Here is a 24202-nt window from a genome sequence, read left to right on the forward strand (position 1 = left end):
CTTCGCCTCCTAGATTCGTTTCAAAGGAAATGTCATACAATGTATGCCTCCCCCAAGTTTGAGTGTTTCCGTTATATCTATTTCATGCACTTCAATTTCTCGTTGACGCATCGCTTGATTGATCTTTGTGTTTTGCTTTAGCGAGATCACTTGACGATTACCTAGGGCTTGAACATTGTATCCATGATGGAATACCTCTGATTCTCCTCCTTCGATCAAAGTGATGCCCAAATCATCCAATACTTCTAGAAAAGTAGCAGGTAGACCCTTTTTATAAGCAATGGCTGTATCCGGTGTCACCAAATTGAAACACATATCTAAATGGAGATATTCTGCTTTCATTGGGACAGCGTGTAAGATATAGCCCAGGGGTTCTAGAATCGTTTGCAACTGCTGAAAGCCTGCTTCATTGGTTCGATCCAACAAACCAACTGCGAGCGTTCGTTCATTCAAGAAAGCAAAATCGCCGCCTTCGAAAGTCCCTTCACCTACAACCTCACCGATCACTGAAATATTCAGCTCTTCTAAAGCCGCTTGAAAAAATTTCGTCTCGGTTTTACGAATGTTTCGCTTGAAGTTCCCTAAAACAACACCTTCCTTGACGCACCCACCTAAATCACGGGCAAAGACAGCATGAGGCATCGTTTCTGGTGGTGTGACGACGTTGACTTCTACGCCCAGCTTGACATACAGTTCCCGCAATTGACGAAACTCTTGTTTGACAAGAGTTTCATCGATTGCTTCCATTTCCCATTTTTTGGCTATTTCATTCAACTGCTCCGCTCCCTGAACATTACTTGGTTCAGATAAGAGGATCTGCTTTAATTCACCGGTTCCATTGTTAACATACATATGATCTACCTACTCACTTATTTATTCACTTGCTGTTTTTGCTGATTCTGCAGCAATCTCTGAATATTCTGCTACCCAGTTATCAAAATCACCATTTGCTTGGCTTTCTTCAATCACTTTATTGATCGCATCAACTAGCTCCTGATTGCCTTTTTTGATTGCTACAGCTGTTTCTTTGTAACGATGCTCTTCAGGGATTTCCACATCAGTAAATACGATATCTGGATTAGAAATCAAATACTGTTGAGCAACTGTATCTTCAATTACGATTCCATCAATGTTTTCTGTCAATAGTTCCAAAATCAAATCAGGAATTTTTTCTAATGTGATCGTTTGTCTTGGAGACATCGCTTCATTAATGATCGTTTCTTGTGTTGTAGACTGCTGTGCACCTAAACGAGTGCCATCTAAATCTTCGATCGTTTTGAATTGATCTGCATTTTTACTCAATGCTATCACACGGTTCTCTGATTTCAAATATGGTTCTGAAAAATCTACCGACTGTTTTCTTTCTTCCGTGATACTCATTCCGGCAATTCCGACATCTACTGCTCCCTGAGTCAATGATCCTAGGATCGATCCAAAGGTCATATCCTGAACGATCAATTCAACACCTAATTCGTCAGCAATTTTCGCTGCAAAAGCCATATCGACACCGACAACTTCTGTAGAAGAAGCATTCAAATCAATAAATTCATACGGAGCATAACCTGAAGCTGTAGCGACCCGTAATTCTTGTCTGTCCATAATTTTATCAAAATCCGGATTCCCTGTTCCTGCACTCTCTGAATCATCAGTTCCTCCAGAACCACATCCTACCAAAACACCGACACTCAACATAACCAAAAAACTATTTACAATAAACTTTTTCATGTTGTTGTTCCTCCTTTGTTTGTTCGTTTTAATTTAATTTCCATGAACACCGTCAATCTGGTGATGACCACGGAAAGAATTAAATAAATGATCGCGATCGCCAGAATCGGTGCAAATGGTTGATAACTGATTCCGCGAATCACGTTGGCCTGATACATCAGATCCGCAATCCCAATGACCGAAGCCTGAGAAGATGCCTTGATTGTGCTGGCAAATTCATTCCCTAATGCCGGCAAGATATTTCTTAACGCCTGCGGAAAGACAATATAGTACATTGTTTGAAAGCGAGAGAAGCCAATGGAACGTCCACCTTCAAATTGTCCATGATCGATCGATTGGATACCTGACCGAAAAATCTCTGCAATATACACTGAACTTCCGATCGAAAGTGCGATCAAAGCAGCAATAAAACGACTCATCTCTACTCCGAAGATGATTGCTTCAGGAAATCTGACACCTGTCAGTGGAATCCCATAGAAACAGATCGATAGTAAAACCAGAATCGGTAATGCGCGAACGATTTCGATATAAAGAACAGCAATTCGTTTGATCCAAGCATTCTTGCTCATTCTCATTGCTGCAACGAGCATTCCTAAAAAAATGGCAAAAAACATTGTCAGAATACTTAAAGCCAGTGTCATCACAGTTCCTTGTACCAAATAGTTGCCAAATCTTTCTAAAAACACCATGATTCGTTCCATATTTCCACCCCTAAAGAATTTTTTGTAAAAAGTTAGCAATACGTTGATTTGAATGTGACGAGTTCAGTTCTTCAGGTGTCATTTCTTCCAGGATCTTGCCTTCGTCCATAAAAATGATGCGATCTGCAACATCTTTGGCAAAATTCATTTCGTGGGTAACGATCACGGCAGTCATCCCACCTTTGACGGTTTCCTTCATAACACTGAGGACTTCACCAACCATTTCCGGGTCCAAGGCACTTGTTGGTTCATCAAACAAAATCACCTTCGGCTTCATCGCAAGTGCTCGTGCAATCGCGATCCGTTGTTTTTGTCCCCCTGAAAGACTTTCCGGATAAAAATCTTTCTTTTCATATAAACCAACACGATTCAGTAGAACCTCACTCAGTGTATCCAATTCTTCTTGAGACAAACCTTGCAATTTTTCCGGGCCAATCGTAATGTTTTTTTTCACCGTTAAATTGGAAAACAAATTGAAATGCTGAAACACCATCACGACTTTCTCTCGAATCGAATTGTTGTTGATTTGTTTTCGGTAAATGTCTTCGTCTTCAATAAAAATCTTTCCTTTATTAATCTTCTCTAATTTATTCATGCATCTTAGCAAAGTCGATTTCCCTGAGCCAGAAGGTCCAATGATCACAACTACTTCATTTTCACGAACAGACAGTGACACATCGTCTAAGACGACATGTTCATCAAATTTCTTTTGGATGTTTTGAATTTGAATAACTTCTTTTCTTTCTGTATTCATCATGTGATATCACCTTTCGCCTCTTGATGTATCTAAGTATATTTCCCCAAAAAGGAGACGTCTAACCTACGTCATATCAAGTAAAACGCTCTCACGCTTTTGAAATATAAGAATATTCAGAATAAAAAAAATTTCTCCTCTCCCAAATTTATGTTATATTTCATAACACTGAACAACGCTAATATTTATTAATTGCTTTATTTATAATTAAAAGTTATATTGTATGTTACAAAACCTTACATGGAGGTCCTTGCGATGGACATGATCAACTTAAAAACCTTTCATTATTGTGCGACTTACTTGAGTTTTTCCAAAGCAGCCCAGTATTTAAACATCAGCCAACCAGCAGTAACGAATCAAATCAAAAAAATAGAACAGAATCTGGATCACGAATTGTTCATCCGTGCTGGCAGAAAACTGTTCTTGACCGATACAGGCGAGATTTTGTTCGCCTGCTCGACAAATATTTTTGATTTGCTGGATCAAGCACTCCACGAGATGGATACCCGTTCAAAAGAAAATCTCCGCTTGCGAATCGCTGGAGATTTGAACTACTTATCTATGCATCTGTCTAATTTTATTCCTAAATTATATGAAACTTTTCCGCAAGTTCAGATCGAAGTCAGCGCTGTCGAGCATTCAAAAAAAATCTTTGACGGTGTGCGCGACTACAAATACGATATCGGGATCATGAGTGGTAATTATTCGACCTTTGGAATTCGCCAACGCCTGCTTAGTGAAGACAAGGTCTCTCTTGTAACTTCAAAAAAAATAGCCCAAGCACTCAAAGAGAATCCTGAATTGGACTTGCCACTTCTTGAATACCATTCAAAATCTTCCTATAGTAGCTTTCTCATGGATTTTATGATCCAGAACAAACTAATACAGAAGAAACGAATCACCTTCAACAATCTGGAATTAGTCAGAAAAGCCCTTTTAAACAATGCCGGAATCGCAATTCTATCAGAAGACGTGTTAAAGAAAGACATTCTCAGTGGCAAGATTCAGGTCTTGTCTACGAAAAACTTTAAAGAAGTAAAAATAAAAACACGGCTGATCTTCAGAACCGACAATCCTATGCACCACCAGATCGAACGCTGTTCTGATCTGATCATGAAGGAGATCGATCATATTCGATGAAAAGAAAAAAAGTCATGTCTCCTCGATAAACGAGGAGACATGACTTTTTGTTAGGCAGCTTCTTCTGAAAACTGACTATTATATAAGGCTGCGTAGAAGCCATCTTTTGCCATCAGCGTTTCATGATTTCCTGTTTCCACGATCGATCCTTGGTCCATCACAATAATGTTGTCTGCGTCACGGATCGTTGACAAGCGATGCGCCACCACAAAACTGGTTCTATTTTCCAATAAACGATTCATCGCTTGCTGAATTAGAATCTCTGTCCGAGTATCGACACTTGAAGTTGCTTCATCCAGAATCAATACATCCGGATTCGCTAAGAAAGCACGAGCGATCGTAATCAATTGTCGCTGTCCTTGCGAGATATTGCTTGCTTCTTCGTTTAGAACAGTATCATAACCATCCGGCAATTTACGAACAAATTCATCGACGTGAGCTGCTGTCGCGGCTGCGATCACTTGCTCTTTCGTAGCGTGTTCATTTCCATAAAGGATATTGTCGTAGATCGTTCCTGTGAACAACCACGTATCCTGTAAAACCATTGAGAAGTGACTTCTTAAGTCTTCTCGACTGTAATCTCTTGTGTCTTTACCTTCGTAGCGGATACTTCCTCCTGAAACATCATAAAACCGTTCCAGTAAGTTGATCAGCGTTGTCTTCCCAGCACCAGTTGGTCCGACGATCGCCACCATTTCCCCTGCTTTGACATCCAGATTGAAATCTGTCATCAACAGTTTGTCTTCATTATAACCAAATTGGACATTTTCAAAACGGACTTTGTAATCGGTCTCTTCCTCAGATACTTGAGAGGCGTCGTTAGTCATTTCTTCTTCATCTAGCACCTCAAAGACACGTTCCGCTGAAGCGACGGTCGATTGGATCGTATTGATCAAACTGGCGATCTGTGTGATCGGCTGTGAAAATTGGTTAGTATATTGCAGAAAAGCCTGCACATCCCCTAGATTCATATTACCATTCGCTACCTTGATCCCACCAAGCACTGCCACAAAGACATAGCCCAAGTTTTTAACAAAATTCATCATTGGCATGATCATCGCTGAAATGAACTGTGCTTTCCAGCCTGCCGCATACAGCTTTTCATTTTCAATCTCAAAAACTTCCTGATCGGCTGCTTCATGATTGAAGGTTTTAACCACTATATGTCCGCCGTAAGTTTCTTCTACCTGATCGTTCAACAAGCCCAAACTTTTTTGTTGAGCTGCAAAATGCTTTTGAGATTTTGGTGCCACAATCATCACCACAACCAAACTCAAAGGAACGGTTGCTAATGCAATCAGTGTCAACTGCCAACTGATGGTCAACATCATCCACAAAACACCGATAAAGGTTACGATGCTGGTCACAAATTGTGTCAAATTCTGTTGCAACGTTCCTGCGATATTATCCATATCATTGATTGCTCGAGACATGATATCGCCATTGCTGTGAGTATCATAGTAAGAAATTGGTAACCGATGCATTTTTTCTTCCAAATCTCTACGCATTTCATAAACCGTTCGCTGAGACACACGCGTCATAATAAACTGCTGCAGAAAGTTGAAGACTGCTGAGATCAGATACATACCGATCACGATGAAAATGATCTCGCCAATTTTTCCAAAATCGATCGGGAAGCTGGCGATTTGTTCACCTGCTTGGATCTGTTTCATCCCTGCCATCACACCCTTGAAAATCTCTGTGGTTGCCCGACCGAGAACTTTAGGTGTCTGGATCTGAAAGACGACAGCAGCGATTGCTAATACGAATACCAACAAAATCGCGTAGGAACGTGTCGACATGTAACGGAACAAGCGCTTGGTCGTTCCCCAAAAGTCGCCTGCTTTTTCTACACTCATACCTAAGCCGTGTCCAGGACCTCCACCATGATTACGTCCCGGCTGTCTTTGCTCTTTACTCATGCAGATCCTCCTCTCTCAATTGCGAATGCACGATCTCTTGATAGGTTGGATTGGATGCCAACAAGTCTTCATGCCTTCCTTGTCCAACAACTTTCCCTTCATCCAAAACCAAGATCATGTCCGCATCCATTACTGTGCTGACCCGCTGTGCAACGATCACAAGGATACTTTCTGTCATCGAAGTTTTTAACGCTTTGCGTAAGTTGGCATCTGTCTTAAAGTCCAGTGCTGAGAAAGAATCATCAAAGACATAAACATCTGCTTCTTTGATCAGTGCTCGAGCAATCGCTAAACGTTGACGCTGCCCTCCTGAGAAATTCCCACCATTTTGTTCCACGCGACTATCTAGTCCATCTGCCAATCCTTCGACGAAATCTTTAGCTTGCGCAATTTCCAGTGCCCGCCAAATCTCTTCCTCCGCAGCCTGGGAACGGCCATAGCACATGTTCTCACGAATCGTTCCCGAAAAAAGAACAGCCTTTTGTGGAACGAAACCAATCATTTCTCGCAGATCATGTTGAGTAACTTGTGAAATATCCTGTCCATTGAGGGTGATCTCCCCTGATTCCACATCATACAAACGAGGCAATAGATTGACTAGTGTGGTTTTCCCGGAACCTGTACCACCGATAATCGCCACGGTTTGACCTGAAGTAGCCGAAAAATCTACCTTCTCTAAAGCCAGCTTTTCAGCTCCAGGGAAACGATAATCCACTTGTTCAAAATTCAAGCTTGCCTGTGTTCCTTGATGAGTAATTGCTGCAGGCCGTTGAACATCCGTAATCTCATCACTTTCCTCAAGCACTTCATTGATCCGATCCGCCGAGGCTTGTGCTCTTGGGACCATCACAAAAATCATTGAAAGCATCAAAAAGCTAATCAAAATTTGCATAGCATACGTCATAAACGCAATCAGATTTCCGACTTCCAAAGTCATATCTGCAATGTAATGACCACCAAACCAAGTGATCGCAATGTTGGTCCCACTCATGATCAAGGTCATTAAAGGCATCATCAAAGCAACAATCGTGTTTACCTTGACCGCTGTTTGTGAATAGTCTTTATTGGCCTCGTCAAAGCGGTTTTCTTCATAATTTGTTTTGTTAAAAGCACGAATGACCCGTACTCCTGTCAAGCCTTCACGGAAAACCAAATTCAAACGGTCGGTCTTCTTTTGCATACTCTTGAATAGCGGCACAGCAAAATACATGATTCCACCGATCGCGACCAAAATGACCGGGATGACCACTAGAAAGATTTTCGTTAATTGAGGATCTTTACGATAAGCCAAAAAACTTGCACCAATCAATGTGATCGGGGCATTGATCATCATTCGCAAAAACATTTGAGTAACCAATTGAATCTGATTGACATCATTGGTCGTCCGTGTGATCAAGGAAGCTGTCCCATATTTATCAAACGTTCTTACAGAAGCTCCTTCTACTTTATGATAGATATCTGTCCGAAGCTCTTTTCCTAACTTCTGTGATTCCCTTGTTGCAAAATAAGTATTTCCAACAGCAGCAACGATACTGATCAATGAGAAACTAATCATGTATATCCCTGTCTGCCAAATATAATCAATATCTCCAACAGCAACACCTTTATCAATAATATTTGATGTCAGTGTTGGCAGATATAAATCCGAGATTACTTGAACCACCATAAAAACGACTGCCATAATTGCAGAAGTCATGGAGATTTTTTTCCAAATTTTTATCATCTATCCAAATCCTTTCTTGCACCGCTTTTCAACCAATTAAGCTTGCATTGAATACGTTCAAGTGTCTTTTCCACATCGTACTGTCCATTGACTGCTCGACGGTACCCATCTGCAGCAGAAGTAAAACCGATATGCATCAACATTTGTAAAAGCAGGTGTAACTCATGATCATCTTTGACTTTCAGAAGCGATCGATCAATCACATCCAAAAGCTCTTTCTGTTCTTTTTTCTTTTCATGAATGTGTGGTTTTGCTTGCTTTTCAATGTGAGGCGTAACTTTTCGAAAGCCGTGATAATCCATAGTCATAAACATATTTTTATAAAAATGCGCATGCTCGCCTACAAAAATCTCCGGGATCAAATGCGCAAAGAAAGCCTCAGATCCGACAAAAATATCTCCATTTGCCTCTTGGATCGAATGGATCAAATAACGATGACTGTCTCTGCGCACTTGATGAAAGTAGTAATAATACAAGTCTTCTTTATTTTCAAAATACTGATAAAAACTCCCACGAGGAATCTCTGCATCTTTGACAACATTGGCAATCGACGCTTCCTTCAATGCAGCCCGTGAAAATTCCTTTTTGGCTGCCAACAGGATACGCTGCTGTTTTTCTTTCGGTAAATTAAAAAAAGTTTCCGTTGGCATATTTATCCTCCTTTGTTATTTATGACAATCTGTCATGTGACACTGTGTCATTATACGCGAATATTAAGAACTTGCAAGAAAAAAGAATTGCAAAAAATGTGAAGATAAAAATAGAGTACTTTCTATCTTTGTTCTCAATAGAAAAGAGTCAAAGGCATCTCTACCTTCAACTCTTTCTTAATAATTGTTATTAAATCTCTTTTTGATTTTTAAGAATGTATTCTTCTGCAGCTTTGCTCCAAATACCGTCTGTTTCTGCTAAAATCTTATGAAGTTCACTTGCTTGATCTAGTTCACTTAACTTCATTAAAGGCATTTCCTTATGCGTATACACAAGCTTCTTCCCTCCGCCAATCGCTGGCTGATTCAAGGTAGTCTCTGTGACAGCATCCAATCCAAGGATGTGTGTGACCACATTTGCTACATGAACTTTTTTCTCTTCGATCAATTTCACTGCCTTACGCATATCTTCTGTGTTCCCACCAGAAGTTCCTACATAATGCATGAACGAATAATGAATATCATAAAAATTCACTTCAGCAAAGAAATCCTTGTTTTGAGGTCCGGCAAAGAAATTTAGACAACCATCCGGATTCAATAGTTTTGAGCCATCTGTAACAACTCCCGGTACAGGAACCATGGCAAACACATCATCAAATCCTGCGCCTTCCACTAGTTCTTTCAAGACTGGAACTTGATCCTTCACATCAGCAACATTCACATAAGTCACAGTTGTACCATTTTGACTTGGATACAATTTGGCTGCTCGATCCAGTTTTTCTTGGTCACGATCAGTAACGACTATATGTTTAGGTTTGATCGGTCCATGCAAGGCATAATCAATAGCCAATAAGCCCATTGGTCCGGTTCCTCCCATGATCAGCAGATTCCCGTCTGGTTTGATCCCCATTTTATGCTCGTAGCTTCCTTCAACTAAATGATAATTAGCTTCGAACGCACCAATGACACAAGACAACGGTTCGATCAAAGAACCTTCAAAGTAGGTCTCTCCTTTATACGGAATCAGACAATCCTGTTCCATAACATCTTTGGAGATCACAATGTAGGTAGCATCTCCTCCTGTATAAGCGTAAGAATAGCCCGGACAGTCTGGGCGATCCGGTAGCTGCAGATTCGCCTGAACAACATAACGCTCACCCTCTTGATACTTACCTTGCCATTTTTTACCGACCTCTAAAATCTCTCCACAAAATTCATGTCCTACAATGATAGGATTTTTCGCAACATCATTCGGTGCTTTCTTGTGATCTTCCCCTTGATTGGCCAGCTTCCAAGTAGACATACAAATACTGTCTGTAACAACAGAAGCCAGTATTTCATCTTCTTTGATTGCTGGTAACTCAAATTCTTCCAAGCGCAAATCTTTTTTTCCATATAAACGTACTGCTTTTGTCTTCATACTGTTCTCTCCCTTGAGTTTATTTTCCCTTTTTTCCTTATCCTAAATAGTCCTTATCCCAAAATGCCTAGAGCATAGCCAAGGATCCCTACGGCAAACAAAGCAAAGATCAACACGATCGGACTTACTTTTTTCTTCAACAAACGCATCATCAGCAAGGTTAAGCCAAGAGCCAACAAGCCAGGAACTAAATCATCCAAGACATTTTGCACAGTGGTGATAACTGCCTCTCCATCTGGACCTATTGTTTCTGAGATCACTAACGGTACATTGATCGTTGTCCATTTTGTTACTAAAACACCCATAATGAATAACCCTAGGATCGTTGCGCCTTCTGTTAGTTTTTGCAACAAATTCCCAGATAGATCTTGGACGATATCCATCCCTTTTTTGAAACCATAGGTCAAACCAAACCACTTCATCGCAATTCGTACCGCATTGAAGGCAAAGAAGAAAAGCAAGGGACCCATCACGTTTCCTGATAGTGCCAGCGAAGCACCAATCGCTGCTGTGATTGGACGTAGCGTTCCCCATACCAGCGGATCACCTACTCCAGCCAAAGGTCCCATCAGACCAACCTTCAAACTATTGATCGTTCCTTCATCGATATCTGAACCGGTCGCTCGAGCCTCTTCCATCGCCATCGTTACACCAATAACTGGACCACAAACTGCCGGTGTCGTATTAAAGAAGACCAAATGACGTTTCAACGCTTCTGCTTGCTCCTCTTTCGTTTCATATACCCGCTGAATCGTTGGGATCATATCTACACAAAAAGCCAGCGCATGAATCCGCTCATAGTTAAAGGACGCCTGTTGAAAATTCGAATAAATGAAAGTCCGTACTAAATCATTTTTAGTGATTTTTGATCCAACTGTTACAACTTGATTATTATTTTCCATCTTCAACTCTCCTTTAGTCTTCTAATTCATCATCTAAATCGTCATAAACATCCACATTAGTAGCATGAGCTACGGCAGCCTGCTTATTGAAATTCGGATTCAATTGTACATAGATCAACGCCATGATCAAACCTACGACCCCAAAAGATAACAAGCTGAAGTTCAAGTAGCCACCCAGAACAAAACCTAGGAAGAAGAACGGCATTAAATATTTGACACTCATCATGTTCAAGACCATCGCATAACCAACTACAACGATAAATCCACCAGCTACAGCCAATCCTCCAGTAACAACTTCAGGAATCGCTGACAGCATATTTTCCACCATCTGAGCACTCACAAAGGCAGCGACCATGGTAGAAGGAATTGCTACACGCAAAGCTTGAACGAATAGTGCACTAAAATGTAGGAAAATAATCCGTTTGAAATTGGCTTTTTCTGCCTCTTTGTCTGCCGCATGCTGGAAGGCAACGGTAATCGTTCGCACGATGACAGTCAACACTTGACCGGCTGCCGCAACAGGTAAAGCAACTGCGATCCCGTTTTGGATACTTTGATTTCCTACCACAACTAAAATAGTTGAGATCGTACTCGCCAAAGCGGAATCGGGTGATTGTGCTGCTCCGATATTCATCCAACCCAGTGCAATCAACTCCAAGGTTCCGCCTAAAATAATACCAGTAGTCATATCTCCTAAAATCAGTCCGGTCACTGTACATGCAATAATGGGACGGTGTGTTTGAAATTCATCCAGAACACTTCCCATTCCGGCAATACTGGAAAATAGAAAAATCAAAATAATTTGAATAACTGATAACTCCATGTTTTTTCCCCCTTTTAAAAGCTTGCTTCCTTAAGTTTTGATCCAAAGTCTACTTTTGGATCACTGACAACACTCCGTAAATCAAGTTCTACTCCTAGCTCTGCTAATTTTTTGAACGCTTCAGCTTCTTCCTTGTCAACAGAGACTGCTTTAGTGATCTGCGTACGTCCTGTTTTGTACTGCATTCCACCAATATTGATCGATTTGATCGGCACACCATTTTCAACTAGTGCAAGCACCTCTAAAGGATTGGTAAACAAGAAGAACACTGTCTCTTGTGCATATTTCGGATTTTTATAAACACGAACTGCCTTTTCCAACCCCACGACATTTACTTTGATTCCAGGAGGTGCTGCTCTTTTTACTAACGTTTTACGGATATTATCATTATCTACTTCATCACTTGCAACAATGATTCGGCCGGCTCCTGCTTCTTTTGCCCAAACAGTTACAACTTGTCCATGAATCAGGCGATCATCAATTCTTGCTAATCTGATTTCCATTAAAGTTCCTCCTCGTCTTCTTCCTCATCCAGTACAAAAGTTTGTACTGTGTCACTGCATGCAGCCAATAAATAATCAACGATTTCTTTCGGTGTTTTGTTGCTGCGCATAGCCGCTGTTTCCAAAACCAATGGCAAAGACATGCCAGAAAGAATCTCAATCTCTTTATCCGCATATTCCATCGCTAATCCGCAGCAAGCATTGAAGGGCGTTCCTGCAAATAAATCAGCCAAAATCAAAACAGACTCTCCTGCTTGATCTAATAGACTCGAAATATTTTCTTTAATGGAATCAAAACCGTCTTCCTGTAAAAACTCAACTGTATAGAATTCTGGCAGTTCACCAAAAATCATTTCTGCTGAATTTTTCATTTCCTGCGCTAGCTTTCCATGGGCTACTAAAAGTACGTCAGTCATATTTTTCTCTCCTATCCTCTCGTTTTACCACCCGCAACATTCACGGTCACACCTGAGATATAGCTGGAACGATCAGACAGGAAGTAAGCAACTAGATCGGCAACCTCCGTTAATTTTCCACTTCTTCCCAGTGGGATCGTACTTGTCTGACTGTATCCTTTCCGTAGTTCATCAACAGTTTTTCCGCGGGTATAAGCCAGTGCCTCTTCATAGGCAAGCGTTCTCAATCCTGTCTCCTCCATGATTCCTGGCGCGATTCCAACAACACGGATTCCTTTTTTACCCAACTCTTTAGCCCAGGAACGTGTATAGCTGTTGACAGCAGCTTTTGTTGCCGCATAAGCACTTTGACCTTCGGATCCTTCCACTCCACTTTCAGAAGACATGTTGATGATGACACCATTTCCCTGTTCGACTAACTTTCTGCCGACTGCCTGACTCATCAAATACAAACCTTTTTGATTCACATTCGTGATTTTTTCAAATAGCTCATCGTTGATCTCAAACTTGCCGTCTTCTGTTTGTTTTTCGTCCACCAGCAACGCAGGAATATTGATACCGGCATTATTGACTACCCCGTCCAATTTCCCAAAGAGCTCGACCGCTTTTTCAACCGTCGCTTCAACTGATTTTCTCGAGGTAACATCTGTTTCTACAAACGCCAAGTTCTTGTGCTTAAATTCACCATCTTTAATATCTGCATTTACTACATAGACACCTAAATCGCAAAGTTCTTTGACAATTGCTGCTCCAATACCTGATGATCCTCCTGTGACAATGACTGTTTTTCCTGCTACTTCTAACCAATTCATCGAACCTCTCCTAACATTTGTGATTTTGTTTTAACATTAGTTACGAGTTCATCATAATATCGTTGTAAGCGTTTGTCAATGATTTTTTCAAGTTTTTTACTGATCAATCACATATGTGATAAATGAGGAAATAAAAAAAGTAGAGTAAACTAGGATTTGACCTAGTGCTCTACTTTAAATTTACTCTTTCAAAATAGCTTCTGCTGTTTCCTGAGTCGTTACCAACACATTCATATATTCGCCGATTAATGCTGCCTTGATCGCTTCCACTTTGTCCAACGATTCAGCAACAGCAATTCGATATTGCGTTGTTTTTAGATCTTCGATTGAAATACCAATCAAACGGTCATCCAGATCATTCGGGATATGTTTGCCATTAAAATCATAAAATCGAGAAACGACATCTCCCGCTACCTTAGTATGTAGCTTGCTAAACACATCTTCGCCATAGAAAAATTGCCAACGATCACTGTCCTTGATGCGGGGACTCCCAATACCAAAAATCGCAACAGAAAGTTTTTTCCACTGCCGAAGTAGTTCCTGATTGAACTCATTTGCCAGCAAGGCTTCCTTCAATTCTCTCGTCTCTGGAAAGGCTGGCGCATCAATCAATAAAGCTTTCCCATTTAATTTTTTTGAGGCTTTGTAGGTGATCGTATTTACGTGGTACTCACTGATCAGACGGCCAGATGGTCCACCGATCAGCGGGATACAGGTAAGATTTTGTGCCGTGATATCTTCTAGCTCTTCGGAAACAACCGACATTGCCTGTCCCCATGAGAAACCTATGTTCATATCGTCAATCAAAACAGACTGCAAAAATTCATTTGCAGCTCGTCCTAGCGATTGAACTTTTTGCAACGATTGGATGTCTACGGCTGTTGGAACAACAATGGCTTTCAATAATCCGTATTTTGCTTCCAATGCTTTTTCTAATGAATAAGTTCCAGCCAGATCATAGTTGATCGAAATATTTACAATGCCTTCTTCACGTGATTTTTTCAGCAACCGACTGATTGTGCTTCGATGGATATTCAATTCTTTTGAAATTTGACTTTGATTTTTGTCTTCTTGATAATACATCTGAGCAATCTGTACCAACAGCTTATCTTCAACGTCTTTCAATAGTATTCCTCCTCAATTTTTATATACTCACAATAACATAAAAACGCACTCTTACCAATAAAGTTATACCGAAATCACGTTTGTGCAAAGAAATAATACATCTACTTTTTATTCTCTTTTAATCAGGAACTTTCCACTCACTTCTCTATTTATTTTGTGTTACACTATGAAATGGACACACAAAAAAATACATACGAATTTATAGTTGAGAGGAGATACATCATCAATGATTACAATGGATGATATTATTCGCGAAGGCAATCCTACTTTACGCAAGGTTGCTGAAGAAGTCTCTTTTCCATTGAGTGCGGAAGATCGTCAATTAGGAAAAGATATGATGGAGTTTTTAGAAAATAGTCAAGATCCTGTAAAGGCAGAAGAACTAGATTTGCGAGGGGGCGTAGGATTAGCTGCTCCTCAAGTAGATGTCGCAAAACGCATGACGGCTGTCTTAGTTCCTAGTTCTGATCCAGAACGCGAGGAGCCCGACTTCCAAGCAGTTCTCTACAATCCAAAAATCGTCAGTCATTCAGTACAAGAAGCCTGCTTGGCTGATGGTGAAGGCTGTCTATCTGTAGATCGGGAAGTCCCAGGCTATGTTCCTCGTCCAGCACGAATCACTTTGACTTACTTCAACGAAGATGGCGAGCAGCAAAAAATTCGCCTAAAAAATTATTCTGCGATTGTCGTCCAACATGAACTGGATCATCTAAATGGCGTCATGTTCTACGACCACATCAATGAAAACAATCCATTTGCTTTAAAAGAAGGTATTTTAGTGATCGAATAGCAAAAAAGATGAGCCCACGCTCATCTTTTTTTATCCTTTGGTTCTCAATCCTTCAACATCTATAGTGCGAAAATCCTGAATCACCTCGTCTGCCACTAGCTTTTGTGGAGGAAACTCAGGATTGGCGAATCCAATACAATACATTCCCGCAGCTTTAGCTGCCCGGCTGCCATTGCCTGTATCTTCAAAAACCAGACAACTTTCTGGCTTGGCATCCAGTAATTCGGCAACCTTCAGAAAAACATCTGGTGCTGGTTTGGAATTCTCAACCTCTTCACTGCTAAGAACCGTTGAAAAATAGCGGAGTAACCCTAATTCTTCAAGATTCGCTTCAATTTCCACTTGCCGTGAGGAAGAGGCGACGCCTAGTTTAAACCCGGCTGTGGCCAAGGACTGGATCAGTTCACCGACATGAGGGATGGCTCTAACACCGTCTTCCTTCATGATGGCTTCCCGACGACGATCCATTTCTTCAATATATTCTGGTACAGACAAGGGGAGACTCAACTCGTCTTTCATGGTTTGCCACATAAAATCTGCCGTCGTTCCCATGAATTGAAATTGATAAGATTCCTCTTTATCATGCCCTGCTTCTCGCAACATTTCTGTTTTAGAGCGTAAAAATGTATACTCTGAATCGACGATTACGCCATCCATATCAAAAATAATTGTATCGATCATTGCTTTTATCCTTCCCCTTCTCCACTCTCAAAAGACTATGACACCCAGCATTCAACGGTAAAATATCCGAACAGTAGAAGATTGCTCTTGCGGTCCAAATGGTCCTCAGCGCAAATTCACCTAAGCTTAGTGATCTTTCTTCTAAATTGTTCGGATATTTTCATCTTGTTTTTCTTTATGTCACAGTCCCTTTGTGTTATTGAATCTTGACTTGCGTGCCGATCGTTAGTTCCGGCATTGCTTTTTCTTCTACATAAAGAGTACCAGGTAGTTCTGGTGTTGTCGAACCATCAAACTTGATGGTAATATGACCTAATTTTTCCAGATTCGAGCGTACCACATTGCCAACGGAAGTAATCTGATAGCTCTGATCACCGATGACTAGCGTCTGTCCAGCTTCGATCTCACCGCTGGTAGGATGTACCTCGATATTGTAGCAGTAATCTGCCAATGATTCTGGTGCATCTTTACCAAACAAGATCACCATTTTTTCTTCTTTGAATAATTCTGCCTCCGGTCCGATCGAAAGCACTGTTGTATGAAATACTGTCATTTTGCAACCTCCTAAAAAACAAATTAGCTATACAAACCGAAACTTGCCAACCAGGCAACAAGTACGCGGGGAACACCATTCAAGAAACGAGAATACAAGACAGCAGGTACGCCAACTTCAACTGTTTCTGCTTCGGCTTCTTCCAATCCCAAACCAACTGGGATAAAGTCACAGGCATTTTGTGTATTAATCGCAAACAAAGCGGGTAGAGCAAGCTGCGGCGGGATATTTCCTTTACCGATTTCTACCCCGATCAATGTTCCGATAACTTGGCTGATAACAGCTCCAGGTCCCAATAATGGAGATAGGAATGGCAGTGAGCAGATAAAACCAATGATCACTAAACCAACGACATTGCCAGCTAGCGGTGCCATGATATTCGCAAAGAATTCACCGACTCCTGAACCTTGGATGATACCGATCAATAAGGAGACAAAAGCCATAAATGGAATAACTGTGTTCAGCATTGTTTGCACACCTTCACGAGCAGACTGATTGAAGGTAGCCACTACTTTACCAGCACCCATACCGATTTTGGCAATAAAGCTTTGTTGTTCGGCACGCTGTTCAGTGATTTTTTTGCTTGTATCGTATTTATATTCGCGTTCTTTTTCTGCTACTGGCTGAGCTGCTGCTTCCTCTGCTGATGCTAAGGTGATCTGATTCAATCCTACAGCAGAAACATAGATTTCTTCAGTGATATACTGTGCCAATGGGCCACTTTTCCCTGTTGGTACGATATTGATCGTCGGAATCCCTTTTTTTGGATAGATACCACAGCGTAACGTACCGCCGCAGTCGACGATCGCCAAAGCGATCTCCTCATCCGGAATCGACGTTTTGAAGCCATTGACTGCTTCCATTCCTGTTAAATCAGCAATTTTGTCAACGATTGCCGGTTTTTCTCCGCCGCCTGTGATATAAATGAATTTATGTTTTTCTTCGGTTGGCGTGATCACTAAGGGACCACCAAAACCACCGTTTCCTTTAGTTACTCGAATACTATTATAAGTCATTTTGTTTGCTCCTCTCTAGTCTATCGCCGCTTTGACTGTCTTACTCAAAGTGATGCCCTGCTGTTTGCACACATACGCTGTTGTAAAGTCTGTTACCCAGCCACCAATAAAGTTCATCACGATTCCGACAAACATGTAGCGGATCGCTAATTCCATGGTGTTCAATCCTAAAGCACTGATCCCTTGTGCGATACCTAGCCAAACGAATAATTCACCTGGATTGATGTGTGGGAAAACGCCATTACTTGTGTGACAAAATTGTGCCTGCGCTGCATAATAGCTTGGTTTATAGTATTCAGGTAAGAAACGAGCCATTGTAAAGGACATCGGATTTCCTAGCATGAAGGCAGATAAGAAAGGCAGGACTAAATATCTTGTAAATGGATTTTTAGCAGACAGACGAGCTACCTTGGTTACACGTTCCTCTCCTAGAAAGGCAATCAATGTGTTCATCGCCACCATCAGCATCAAAACGACTGGGACGATCCCCGTCATCCAGGAAATGAACGTTTCTGCTCCTGTTTGGAACAGGTTCATAAACCCTTCTGCAAAACTTGTAATATACGTCATTACTCAACACTCCTCTTCATTTTTGTTTGTATTTGATTTTTCCATAAGCTCAACTGTATTTTTGCGCTGTTAAATGGAGATGCCGGTTGTTCCTCTTGATAATTACCGGCTTCCACTCGTAAAAAGATCTCCCGAGCATTTTCCATTGCCTGTTGCATCAGTTTGTTTTCTTTCCGAACAAATGGATGGTATTTATCGATATAATGGATATCTTCATTTACATAGTTTGGAAGTGGTCGAAATTTAGCAAGAACGGTTACTCCCTGTATCTTACGGGCATCTAGGATCGTGCCGTCTTTCGCTACCGCAAACAAGACGATGGTCCCTGCCTTTACTCTACCGGAGCGTCGCCCAATTGCGACTTTACCCATTCGCTTCATTTCCTGATAGACTTGATTGAAATGTTTGATCTGCTGCATCCCTAATAGGATCTGCAGCAAGTACGCTCCGGCCGCAAATGCGCCAAATACATAAATAAAACTCATGATATGATCCCCTTTCCATTCATCCATTCTTTCAAGGATGATAGGTCCTTTTGTTGACAAAGTTCTGCTCTTAATTCTGGATTTCCAACGACTGCAAAAAATTTATCGTATAATTGCAATAATTCTGTTTCAACTTTTTCCGTCAAGTTCTCCGGTATTGCTAATAAAAAGACAACTTCTGCTGCCCCTTCGCTGGTGACGAAGGTTTCTGGAAAGACACCTACCGAGAGAATGATCTGGTCGGATGCAGGATTGATCGTATGTGGAAAAGCAATCCCATCTTCAAAGATCGTCGTATATCTTTCCTCTCGCTCGAAGATTCGCTGCTGGAACTGATCATCGACCAAGCCTTGTTTTTGCAAAGGTCCGATCATTTTCTGCAGATTCTTGCTATAACTTTGATCATTGTTCAGTAAATGAAAATGCAAGGACAGATCCTTCATTCCCTTTGCCCGAGACTGCTTCGCTTTTTCCCACTCATCGTGGAGCCAGTTGTCATTGAACAGGTTTGTCAAATGAATGACTGGCGTGCGCTCCTCCACATTTTTCAAAGGAATCGTTGTAAAAATAGCAAAGTATTGATTCAAATCCTGCTGTTCATAGATCTCTTCAGAAAAATGCGTGATTTTTATCCCGGAACCCAAAACCTTTTCCAATTGACGACAAATGATCAAGGCCGTTCCTCGTCCTGTACTGCAAACGACCGCGATTTCTTTTTGAGCTGTTTCGTTCGTTTGATGACGCAAAGCCAATTCAAAATACAAGGCCAAGTAGCTGTATTCAACAGACGGAATCGGTCGATCGAGCAATTTTCCCAGCTCCTGCAAACCAAGCTTTGCCAGTTCATAGGCAAAGGGATATTGAGTTTCGATCTCACCGTAAAACAAATCGTGAAATTCGATTCGGAAAATTAAACGATTGACCATATAACGCAAGTGGTCTTGCATCTCCTGAAAAAGTGTTTCTTCATGGATATCTACAACGACAACCTCATGAATCTTCTGCATCATGCGATCAAAATAGCTGCGCAGATCTGTTTCGTCTATCAATTCTTTTCTTCGAATCTCATTGGCATTCATGTTGAACGGAAAACTAATAAATTCTCTTTCCCAATGATTGAAGGTCATACTGTAAGTCAGTTCTAGATGACCGATCATTTCTTCAATACAGCTATTCCCTTGAATATAATTCTTGTATCCTGTCGGTAAAGCTGTCAATTCATGCTTGTCCAGAATACGTTGCATGACGATCGAAACGACTTTACGCAGCAATGTTCCCTGATGTTTGCCGATCCCCGATTCTTTTGTCAGCTGTTGAATCAACAGGTTGGTTTCCTCTTGTAAAAAGGTTTCTTCAAAGTATTCCTGTACATGGTAGATATGAAGCAAACGTAGATCGAATTCACTACCTTCGATCCGCATACCTCTGTTAGGCGTGCCAATCACCTCTACATCCAAAGGTTGGATCAGTTCCTTCATTCCACGAATGTCTTTTGCAACGGTTCCTCGACTAACATCTAGTGCCTCCGACAAATCGTCGATCAACAAAAAACCTTTTGCTTCGATCAATTGCCGAAGAATGAATGCGATGCGTTTACTGGAAGAGTTGAAGTCACTGTTGTGCTTTAAACTGCCCGCCATGACCTCATCAAACTGATCAAAGTCATCGATCTCCAGATGAAAGCCATTCTTCTTCTGAATAATATGTGCGATTCCAAGTAATTCTTCATTCAGAGAATCCACACTTTTGCGAATAGTTTGCGGGCTTGTTTCTAATTTGTTCTGTAGGTCGCCGACGGTCATCTCCCTGTGGGTAACTAGCAATTGTAAAACTTGGTACCAACGATTCACTATCGCCATTTCTCATCCCCGCTTCTATCCTCTAGTTTTACCTCCAGCTACATTTGTTGTAACACCTGTAATATAGCTTGCCCGGTCAGACAAATAATAACATACTAAATCTGCGACTTCGTTCAATTTTCCGCTACGGCCTAATGGGATCGTACTTGTTTTTGAGTACCCTGCACGTAACTGATCGACAGAAATCCCGCGAGTATACGCCAGTGCTTCTTCATACGCTAAGGTACGCAAGCCAGTTTCCTCCATGATCCCTGGTGCAATCCCTACAACCCGAATATTGGACTTGCCTAATTCTTTGGCCCAAGAACGTGTGTAACTGTTGACAGCAGCTTTTGTTGCTGCGTAAGGGCTTTGTCCTTCTGATCCTTCGATTCCTGATTCAGAAGACATATTGATGATAACCCCAGCTTCTTTCTCAACTAGTACGCGTCCCACAGCTTGACTCATCAAATACAAACCTTTTTGATTGATGGCTGTGATCTTGTCGAACACTTCATCAGAAAGTTCATATTGACCATGAGGATCCTTCTTGTCCACCAATAAACGAGGAATGTTGATTCCAGCATTATTGACCAATCCATCGATCGTACCGAATTTTTCCAGCACTTTTTCGACACCAGCTTCTACTTCTTGTCGTGAGGTAACATCCACTTTGACAAACAGCAGCTGTTCATGAGTCAAGTCGGAATCTGAGATATCGAAATTTGCTACATTGACCTTTTGTTCAAGTAAGCTTTCTACGATACTTTTTCCAATTCCTGAAGAACCACCCGTTACGACAACTGTCTTGCCGCCAATCTTTAACCAATCTGTCATTTGTTTCACTCCTATCTTTTGATTACGCTTTCATTATAGGCGAATGCGCAAAAAAATTAAGACAGTCTTTTTTGTCTGACCAGAAAAAAGATGTATTAATTGAAACAACAGTCTTGGTCCATCATTTATTTAACCAGTAATATTTATCAGTCGCTGCTCTACTCTATCATTCAAAAACAGCAAAAGAATCCCCGGTCTTAGCAGGAGATTCTTCAATGATCGATTCTATCTTTTTTACGACAATTTGGCAATCGTCTCTGTCTCAAAGGTTTTTCGCCAGTCATCATGAAAGTCTGTGACTGCTTTTTCGATGGAAGGCATGCCTAGTGCCTGTGCAAAAATATCTGGTCCCGCGGTGATCGCTTGTGCACCTTTGCGGATTGCTTGATTGACCTGAGCGACGTTCTTGAAGCTTGCTGCCAAAATTTTACTGGTCGCCTGGGTACGAGTGATCTCTGCTGCCAGAGCCTCAATGATATCTGAAGAGTCGATGTTCAAATTCTCCATGCGATTGTAGTAAGGTGCCAAGTAATCGGCCCCGGCAGCGATCGCCAAATAGCCTTGAAATTCTGTATAGATCGCCGTTGCTGTAATCTTGAAGCCCTGTGCTTTCAGCTGCTTGATCGCGGATAAACCGTTATCATTTACCGGGATCTTAATGTAAGTCTCTTTGCCCAGCTGTTCAACGACTGCCTCTGCATCGGCAATGATCTCCTCGACGCTTTCACCAACCACCTGTACATGCAAACTTGCATCCCCAATAATTGTTTGGATCTCTTTCAAGTGTGAGTAGAAATCGATTTTTCCCTCCTGCTTGATGATCGATGGATTGGAGGTCACCCCTGCTAAAGGCAATACTGACTGATAGTAACGGATCTTCTCGATATTGACTGTGTCCAACATAAATTCCACTTGCTGATTCCCCTTTCCTTTAATTCGTATTATACGCATCTTGTTTTTTGATTTCCAGTCCTGTTTTTTCCTAGTGACTCCAGGCACAAGATAAGTATAACTTTAAAAAGAATCAACATTAAGCTACTTTTTTAATGACTGTTAAAAAAATCTTTAGACGAATAAAAACTGTGGACAAATACGTTGTTCCAGCACTTGTCTACAGTTTTTATTTAAAATTGAGCTAACAAGGCACTGATCAATTGACTAGAAACGATTGTTTTTGTCTGCGTTGCCTGAACGATCGTTTCTTTTAAATCAAGTGAATAACCCATACAGTCTAAAAGAATCAAATCACACTGTTCTTGTTCAAAAAAAGCGACCACTCGCTGGATTTTTTCCGGTGTATGACTTTCATAGGGAGAAAGATGCGTACATACGACCTCCCGTATATTCTCATATTTTGGCAGAATTTCTTGTTGCTGATCCGCTAAAGGCATCAACACTCCTAGCTTGAAATCACCCTCATGCAGCTGCTCAAGTAGTGCCGTTAGTAATTTATCCGGCTCGATCAAGAAGCTGTTTTTCGTACACAATTCAGGAAAGGTTCCTGTGCAGAGTAAAAAAATCAACTCACAGCCTTGTTCTTCCACCTGAAAAATCTGTTCCTGAAGCAAGGGTAATAGTTTTTCTTTCGACAAACGGACGGATGTATCGTCTCTCAGCTTAGAGGTCAGCAAGCCCTCTTCCAAAGTATCTGGCGCTAGTGCCTGAATCTCTGCTGCTGACAATTCATCTAAAACCCCCACATGGAGCAAATCTGCTTCCGAAAAAAACTGCTGTAAGATCGGTAAAACATCCTTTCGCGGAGCTTGACCGATCGTGATGACAGCTAACCGTGGATTCATTTCCCTTTACCTAAGGTTTGCAAGACACTAAAGTCTCCATAGAGCTCCTGCAGATGGGCAAATTCTGGAACATCATAAAACGTGCAAGTACCCTTACCGAATTCTTTTGCCACTTCGATTGAAAAACGTGTCGCTTCAGCAATATCGACCTCATGACTTGCTCCCGTCCCACAACCAGGCACTGCACTTTCAGCAGTAATTGCTACGCCAACAACTGGTGCGGCTGTTGCAACAGCTGGTTGTAAAATTGAATTGATATGATAGACATCATTGCCATAAGGCGTGATATCTTGCGTCGTCACCACAAAGGTTTTTGCCAGTCTACCAGTGGACATTTCCAAAATACGAACCAGGTCGCTACTGATTTTTAGAATGTAGCCTTCTTTGACTGTCGGTGAGATTGCGATTCCTTTATGATTGATCACATTGTTGCCTTTGGTTGTATCTATGGACAAGACCGCATCCATCTCATCGATCACTTCATATTTATTCATCGTTAAAATATCCACCGGTGAACCCATGAAATCAACTGGTTCATGAGGTTCAGTCGGAGCATCTGGGCAAATATGAGTCGATACGATCACATCGCCATCCAGCATGTCGCCTTTCTTTTGCATGTCACATAATTTTAGAGCAGCTGAAACGGCCGCAACTGCACCGTCAGCATCAGAGACCATCCCGATGCGAGACGGGCGAGCACCGATTCCACCCAAACGTCCAACGATCCCGAGCGTCGAGCATTTGCCACCCGTTGATTTCCCAGCTTTTCCGGGAATCGTTATCCGGATAAACTCTGTAAAGCCTTCTTCTCCTTGAACTTTGGTTACGGTTGTCTCTACCCCTTGATACTCTTCAAAAAGCGCAGCCACTGCTGCTCCGTTCACATATGCGGAATCGATGACATCGATTGCTTCCATTACTTGTTTTAATACCATATCACTTTCACCAATCCTCTAAAATATAATCACAGTTGCCTCTGGTCTCTCATTGACAGAAACCTCTCCATCAGCTACGCTA

26 protein-coding genes, 1 pseudogene and 1 riboswitch are annotated in these 24202 nt (G+C 41.4%); of the genes and pseudogenes, 2 read left to right on the forward strand and 25 right to left on the reverse strand.

Annotated features, from left to right (window positions below; genetic code table 11):
- Window positions 1-9 precede the first annotated feature (9 nt).
- Genes ACWODM_RS08645 through ACWODM_RS08660 form a run of 4 tightly spaced genes read right to left on the reverse strand, consistent with a single transcriptional unit; the run spans window position 10 to window position 3180 of the window.
- Window positions 10-852: a dimethylarginine dimethylaminohydrolase family protein gene (locus ACWODM_RS08645; RefSeq protein WP_455320979.1), complete on the reverse strand. Its 843-nt coding sequence runs from the start codon at window positions 850-852 to the stop codon at window positions 10-12.
- Window positions 853-873: 21 nt separating this feature from the next.
- Window positions 874-1725, reverse strand: a complete 852-nt coding sequence (locus ACWODM_RS08650; protein ID WP_455320980.1) for a transporter substrate-binding domain-containing protein — start codon at window positions 1723-1725, stop codon at window positions 874-876.
- Window positions 1722-2426 (reverse strand): amino acid ABC transporter permease, encoded by a 705-nt coding sequence (locus tag ACWODM_RS08655; protein WP_455320981.1) that lies wholly within the window; start codon window positions 2424-2426, stop codon window positions 1722-1724. Before ACWODM_RS08655 ends, ACWODM_RS08650 begins: the two co-directional genes overlap by 4 nt.
- A 10-nt stretch (window positions 2427-2436) precedes the next feature.
- Complete coding sequence (locus ACWODM_RS08660) at window positions 2437-3180, reverse strand: amino acid ABC transporter ATP-binding protein (RefSeq protein ID WP_455321049.1); 744 nt, start codon at window positions 3178-3180, stop codon at window positions 2437-2439.
- Between the two features lie 255 nt (window positions 3181-3435).
- On the opposite strand from ACWODM_RS08660, the gene ACWODM_RS08665 reads away from it, so the two are divergent.
- Complete coding sequence (locus tag ACWODM_RS08665; RefSeq protein WP_455320982.1) at window positions 3436-4320, forward strand: LysR family transcriptional regulator; 885 nt, start codon at window positions 3436-3438, stop codon at window positions 4318-4320.
- Between the two features lie 50 nt (window positions 4321-4370).
- On the opposite strand, the gene ACWODM_RS08670 is transcribed toward ACWODM_RS08665, so the two are convergent.
- The 10 genes from ACWODM_RS08670 to ACWODM_RS08715 form a co-directional block, all read right to left on the reverse strand.
- On the reverse strand, window positions 4371-6242 hold the full coding sequence (locus ACWODM_RS08670; protein ID WP_455320983.1) for an ABC transporter ATP-binding protein: 1872 nt from the start codon (window positions 6240-6242) through the stop codon (window positions 4371-4373).
- A complete protein-coding gene (locus ACWODM_RS08675) occupies window positions 6235-7965 on the reverse strand; it encodes an ABC transporter ATP-binding protein (protein WP_455320984.1) in 1731 nt (576 codons plus the stop codon). Before ACWODM_RS08675 ends, ACWODM_RS08670 begins: the two co-directional genes overlap by 8 nt.
- Window positions 7962-8615: a TetR/AcrR family transcriptional regulator gene (locus tag ACWODM_RS08680; protein WP_455320985.1), complete on the reverse strand. Its 654-nt coding sequence runs from the start codon at window positions 8613-8615 to the stop codon at window positions 7962-7964. The genes ACWODM_RS08675 and ACWODM_RS08680 overlap by 4 nt, the downstream gene beginning before the upstream one ends.
- A gap of 190 nt (window positions 8616-8805) precedes the next feature.
- Window positions 8806-10035 carry a zinc-binding dehydrogenase gene (locus tag ACWODM_RS08685; protein WP_455320986.1) on the reverse strand — a complete coding sequence of 410 codons (1230 nt, stop codon included), beginning with the start codon at window positions 10033-10035 and terminating at the stop codon, window positions 8806-8808.
- Between the two features lie 53 nt (window positions 10036-10088).
- Complete coding sequence (locus ACWODM_RS08690) at window positions 10089-10937, reverse strand: mannose/fructose/sorbose PTS transporter subunit IID (RefSeq protein ID WP_455320987.1); 849 nt, start codon at window positions 10935-10937, stop codon at window positions 10089-10091.
- 13 nt (window positions 10938-10950) lie between these two features.
- Entirely contained in the window at window positions 10951-11760 is an 810-nt protein-coding gene (locus ACWODM_RS08695; protein WP_455320988.1) for a PTS mannose/fructose/sorbose transporter subunit IIC, read from the reverse strand.
- 14 nt (window positions 11761-11774) lie between these two features.
- A complete protein-coding gene (locus ACWODM_RS08700; RefSeq protein WP_455320989.1) occupies window positions 11775-12263 on the reverse strand; it encodes a mannose/fructose/sorbose PTS transporter subunit IIB in 489 nt (162 codons plus the stop codon).
- Window positions 12263-12679: a PTS sugar transporter subunit IIA gene (locus ACWODM_RS08705; RefSeq protein WP_455320990.1), complete on the reverse strand. Its 417-nt coding sequence runs from the start codon at window positions 12677-12679 to the stop codon at window positions 12263-12265. The genes ACWODM_RS08700 and ACWODM_RS08705 overlap by 1 nt, the downstream gene beginning before the upstream one ends.
- Window positions 12680-12690: 11 nt before the next feature.
- Window positions 12691-13491: an SDR family oxidoreductase gene (locus tag ACWODM_RS08710; RefSeq protein WP_455320991.1), complete on the reverse strand. Its 801-nt coding sequence runs from the start codon at window positions 13489-13491 to the stop codon at window positions 12691-12693.
- A gap of 180 nt (window positions 13492-13671) precedes the next feature.
- Window positions 13672-14616 carry a sugar-binding transcriptional regulator gene (locus ACWODM_RS08715; protein ID WP_455320992.1) on the reverse strand — a complete coding sequence of 315 codons (945 nt, stop codon included), beginning with the start codon at window positions 14614-14616 and terminating at the stop codon, window positions 13672-13674.
- A gap of 226 nt (window positions 14617-14842) precedes the next feature.
- Here ACWODM_RS08715 and def point away from each other — a divergent pair, with 226 nt between their 5' ends.
- Window positions 14843-15406 (forward strand): peptide deformylase, encoded by a 564-nt coding sequence (gene def / locus ACWODM_RS08720; RefSeq protein WP_455320993.1) that lies wholly within the window; start codon window positions 14843-14845, stop codon window positions 15404-15406.
- 30 nt (window positions 15407-15436) lie between these two features.
- Here the strand turns inward: def and ACWODM_RS08725 are convergent, their stop codons facing one another.
- The 11 genes and pseudogenes from ACWODM_RS08725 to ACWODM_RS08775 all read right to left on the reverse strand — a co-directional run bounded on the left by ACWODM_RS08725 (window position 15437) and on the right by ACWODM_RS08775 (window position 24120).
- A complete protein-coding gene (locus ACWODM_RS08725) occupies window positions 15437-16087 on the reverse strand; it encodes an HAD family hydrolase (RefSeq protein ID WP_455320994.1) in 651 nt (216 codons plus the stop codon).
- Between the two features lie 196 nt (window positions 16088-16283).
- Complete coding sequence (locus tag ACWODM_RS08730) at window positions 16284-16640, reverse strand: PTS glucitol/sorbitol transporter subunit IIA (RefSeq protein WP_455320995.1); 357 nt, start codon at window positions 16638-16640, stop codon at window positions 16284-16286.
- 23 nt (window positions 16641-16663) lie between these two features.
- Window positions 16664-17656 carry a PTS glucitol/sorbitol transporter subunit IIB gene (srlE, locus tag ACWODM_RS08735; protein WP_455320996.1) on the reverse strand — a complete coding sequence of 331 codons (993 nt, stop codon included), beginning with the start codon at window positions 17654-17656 and terminating at the stop codon, window positions 16664-16666.
- 15 nt (window positions 17657-17671) lie between these two features.
- The gene (gene srlA / locus ACWODM_RS08740; RefSeq protein ID WP_455320997.1) at window positions 17672-18226 is read right to left on the reverse strand and encodes a PTS glucitol/sorbitol transporter subunit IIC; all 555 of its coding nucleotides are present in this window, start codon (window positions 18224-18226) and stop codon (window positions 17672-17674) included.
- On the reverse strand, window positions 18226-18711 hold the full coding sequence (locus ACWODM_RS08745; protein ID WP_455320998.1) for a transcriptional regulator GutM: 486 nt from the start codon (window positions 18709-18711) through the stop codon (window positions 18226-18228). Before ACWODM_RS08745 ends, srlA begins: the two co-directional genes overlap by 1 nt.
- The gene (locus tag ACWODM_RS08750) at window positions 18708-19685 is read right to left on the reverse strand and encodes a BglG family transcription antiterminator (RefSeq protein ID WP_455321050.1); all 978 of its coding nucleotides are present in this window, start codon (window positions 19683-19685) and stop codon (window positions 18708-18710) included. The genes ACWODM_RS08745 and ACWODM_RS08750 overlap by 4 nt, the downstream gene beginning before the upstream one ends.
- Window positions 19660-19826: riboswitch (Lysine riboswitch) on the reverse strand. Its footprint overlaps the gene before it by 26 nt.
- Window positions 19827-20105: 279 nt before the next feature.
- Window positions 20106-20570: pseudogene (locus ACWODM_RS08755) on the reverse strand (HTH domain-containing protein); the annotation flags it as partial.
- Between the two features lie 15 nt (window positions 20571-20585).
- Window positions 20586-21386: an SDR family oxidoreductase gene (locus ACWODM_RS08760; RefSeq protein ID WP_455320999.1), complete on the reverse strand. Its 801-nt coding sequence runs from the start codon at window positions 21384-21386 to the stop codon at window positions 20586-20588.
- 234 nt (window positions 21387-21620) lie between these two features.
- Window positions 21621-22298: a fructose-6-phosphate aldolase gene (locus tag ACWODM_RS08765; protein WP_455321000.1), complete on the reverse strand. Its 678-nt coding sequence runs from the start codon at window positions 22296-22298 to the stop codon at window positions 21621-21623.
- Between the two features lie 212 nt (window positions 22299-22510).
- Window positions 22511-23185 carry an AroM family protein gene (locus tag ACWODM_RS08770; protein WP_455321001.1) on the reverse strand — a complete coding sequence of 225 codons (675 nt, stop codon included), beginning with the start codon at window positions 23183-23185 and terminating at the stop codon, window positions 22511-22513.
- Window positions 23182-24120, reverse strand: coding sequence for a DUF1177 domain-containing protein (locus ACWODM_RS08775; protein WP_455321002.1), 939 nt, complete (start codon window positions 24118-24120; stop codon window positions 23182-23184). The genes ACWODM_RS08770 and ACWODM_RS08775 overlap by 4 nt, the downstream gene beginning before the upstream one ends.
- Window positions 24121-24202: the final 82 nt, after the last annotated feature.

It is taken from the genome of Enterococcus olivae (assembly GCF_053760925.1).

Bases quoted from the DNA above. Each gene is read 5' to 3' on its own strand.
- srlA (WP_455320997.1), bottom strand. From the start codon at position 18,226: ATGACGTATATTACAAGTTTTGCAGAAGGGTTTATGAACCTGTTCCAA.
- ACWODM_RS08695 (WP_455320988.1), bottom strand. From the start codon at position 11,760: ATGGAGTTATCAGTTATTCAAATTATTTTGATTTTTCTATTTTCCAGT.
- ACWODM_RS08660 (WP_455321049.1), bottom strand. From the start codon at position 3,180: ATGAATACAGAAAGAAAAGAAGTTATTCAAATTCAAAACATCCAAAAG.
- ACWODM_RS08685 (WP_455320986.1), bottom strand. From the start codon at position 10,035: ATGAAGACAAAAGCAGTACGTTTATATGGAAAAAAAGATTTGCGCTTG.
- ACWODM_RS08725 (WP_455320994.1), bottom strand. From the start codon at position 16,087: ATGATCGATACAATTATTTTTGATATGGATGGCGTAATCGTCGATTCA.
- ACWODM_RS08645 (WP_455320979.1), bottom strand. From the start codon at position 852: ATGTATGTTAACAATGGAACCGGTGAATTAAAGCAGATCCTCTTATCT.
- def (WP_455320993.1), top strand. From the start codon at position 14,843: ATGATTACAATGGATGATATTATTCGCGAAGGCAATCCTACTTTACGC.
- ACWODM_RS08670 (WP_455320983.1), bottom strand. From the start codon at position 6,242: ATGAGTAAAGAGCAAAGACAGCCGGGACGTAATCATGGTGGAGGTCCT.
- ACWODM_RS08730 (WP_455320995.1), bottom strand. From the start codon at position 16,640: ATGACAGTATTTCATACAACAGTGCTTTCGATCGGACCGGAGGCAGAA.
- ACWODM_RS08775 (WP_455321002.1), bottom strand. From the start codon at position 24,120: ATGGTATTAAAACAAGTAATGGAAGCAATCGATGTCATCGATTCCGCA.
- ACWODM_RS08675 (WP_455320984.1), bottom strand. From the start codon at position 7,965: ATGATAAAAATTTGGAAAAAAATCTCCATGACTTCTGCAATTATGGCA.
- ACWODM_RS08745 (WP_455320998.1), bottom strand. From the start codon at position 18,711: ATGAGTTTTATTTATGTATTTGGCGCATTTGCGGCCGGAGCGTACTTG.
- ACWODM_RS08665 (WP_455320982.1), top strand. From the start codon at position 3,436: ATGGACATGATCAACTTAAAAACCTTTCATTATTGTGCGACTTACTTG.
- ACWODM_RS08700 (WP_455320989.1), bottom strand. From the start codon at position 12,263: ATGGAAATCAGATTAGCAAGAATTGATGATCGCCTGATTCATGGACAA.
- ACWODM_RS08705 (WP_455320990.1), bottom strand. From the start codon at position 12,679: ATGACTGACGTACTTTTAGTAGCCCATGGAAAGCTAGCGCAGGAAATG.
- ACWODM_RS08680 (WP_455320985.1), bottom strand. From the start codon at position 8,615: ATGCCAACGGAAACTTTTTTTAATTTACCGAAAGAAAAACAGCAGCGT.
- ACWODM_RS08710 (WP_455320991.1), bottom strand. From the start codon at position 13,491: ATGAATTGGTTAGAAGTAGCAGGAAAAACAGTCATTGTCACAGGAGGA.
- ACWODM_RS08760 (WP_455320999.1), bottom strand. From the start codon at position 21,386: ATGACAGATTGGTTAAAGATTGGCGGCAAGACAGTTGTCGTAACGGGT.
- ACWODM_RS08690 (WP_455320987.1), bottom strand. From the start codon at position 10,937: ATGGAAAATAATAATCAAGTTGTAACAGTTGGATCAAAAATCACTAAA.
- srlE (WP_455320996.1), bottom strand. From the start codon at position 17,656: ATGACTTATAATAGTATTCGAGTAACTAAAGGAAACGGTGGTTTTGGT.
- ACWODM_RS08655 (WP_455320981.1), bottom strand. From the start codon at position 2,426: ATGGAACGAATCATGGTGTTTTTAGAAAGATTTGGCAACTATTTGGTA.
- ACWODM_RS08770 (WP_455321001.1), bottom strand. From the start codon at position 23,185: ATGAATCCACGGTTAGCTGTCATCACGATCGGTCAAGCTCCGCGAAAG.
- ACWODM_RS08650 (WP_455320980.1), bottom strand. From the start codon at position 1,725: ATGAAAAAGTTTATTGTAAATAGTTTTTTGGTTATGTTGAGTGTCGGT.